2 protein-coding genes are annotated in these 1390 nt (G+C 40.8%); one reads left to right on the plus strand and one right to left on the minus strand.

Annotated features, from left to right (window positions below):
* The coding region (locus tag F6K38_RS41975) for a thermonuclease family protein (RefSeq protein ID WP_502709671.1) at positions 1-245 on the minus strand (245 nt) is incomplete at its 3' end.
* Between the two features lie 346 nt (positions 246-591).
* Between F6K38_RS41975 and F6K38_RS41980 the strand changes: the two genes are divergently transcribed.
* Positions 592-1323 carry a pentapeptide repeat-containing protein gene (locus tag F6K38_RS41980; protein WP_161603154.1) on the plus strand — a complete coding sequence of 244 codons (732 nt, stop codon included), beginning with the start codon at positions 592-594 and terminating at the stop codon, positions 1321-1323.
* Positions 1324-1390 lie beyond the last annotated feature (67 nt).

Raw genomic sequence — 1390 nt, forward strand, 5'->3', positions numbered from 1 at the left:
CGGCTTTGCTTCTCTTTTTTGGAATGGGCAATTTCTGGAGCGTCGATACAGGCAAACCGAACTTTGACATCCTTGCCAAACCTGTCAGCGACGAGAATGGTATCCCCGTCAGATACCCGTTTGACAGTGTAATTCCCGATTCCTAACTGGTCTAGAAGGGCGGCACATCCAAAGAGACTCAGGATTAGCACAGAGGCTACTATCCATTTGAAAATGTTTGGGATTAGTTGGCGAGTTGGATTCATGGTCTATTACTGTTGACGAGTGTACAACAGTTTAGCTCAAAAACTCTACTGGTGCCTTATTCCGTGCTTCGACGTTCCGAGCAATCCTACTGTCACATCTCACAGCAAAATACTATATACTATTATAGCAATCCGAAGTCAAAGGTGAAAGAAATCCATGCTACTATGGGTAGCCTCTTCACCATCTTGCGATACTTCTAGATTTTTCCATACTTCCATTGGTTACATCCGTTAACCATCCGTTGCTCCAACTGAACACTATCACAACTGCTACAGGGATGGCTCTAGATTTGACTCTGTATTAATTCATGCTCTAAATCTTCACTCCTAACTACTCAATATGACTATGGTGCTTAAAACGATAACTCTAGTGTCTTCAACTCTAGTTTCTTCTCTCTTATGTCTCAGTTTTATAGGGTTGCCAGCTCAAGCCCAATCCAACACTTTTTCTAATTGCGATCTAGGAAGTGATTTAAGTGGTCGTGATTTGAGCTTTGGTAATTTTAGTAACTGTAATTGGAGAAGTGTTAATTTAAGAGGGGCTAATTTATCAGGGGCTTATCTAAATAGTATTCTACTGAATCCTAAACTTCAATCTTACCAACGACGGGCCACCGAAGAAGTAAGTTCGGATCTGACCAATGCCAATCTCCAGGGAGCAGATTTAACTCTCGCTAATTTAGAACGAGCCATCCTGACAAATGCTAATTTAGTAGCTGCTCGTTTATTTGATGCTGATTTAACATCGGCTACATTGGAAAATGCTAAATTAGATAAGGTTTTTGCTCCTGTGGTAATCTTATATGAGGCTAATTTAAAAGGAGCCACATTAAGTTTGGGGGATTTAACCGGTGCGAGCATGGCTAGCTCTGATTTAAGTAATACCTATTTGTATAGAACCAAATTAAGCTATGCTGACTTACAAAATGCTAATCTAAGTGGGGCTAATTTGACCGAGGCTAATTTGACCGAGGCTAACTTAACGGGGGCTAATTTGACTGGGGCTAATTTGACTGGCGCTAATTTGTGTAATGCCACTATGCCCGATGGTACAGTATCTCAGCAAGGTTGTCCTTAATTTCATGATCAAGCAGTAAATTGTAAATTATGGAAAACGAACTGGCAGCAAAAGCCGAAAAAATACC

This window comes from Moorena sp. SIO3B2 (genome assembly GCF_010692525.1).
In the GTDB taxonomy this organism is placed as follows: domain Bacteria; phylum Cyanobacteriota; class Cyanobacteriia; order Cyanobacteriales; family Coleofasciculaceae; genus Moorena; species Moorena producens.

Coding starts and splice junctions, on each gene's coding strand:
- F6K38_RS41980 (WP_161603154.1), top strand. CDS start 592: ATGGTGCTTAAAACGATAACTCTAGTGTCTTCAACTCTAGTTTCTTCT.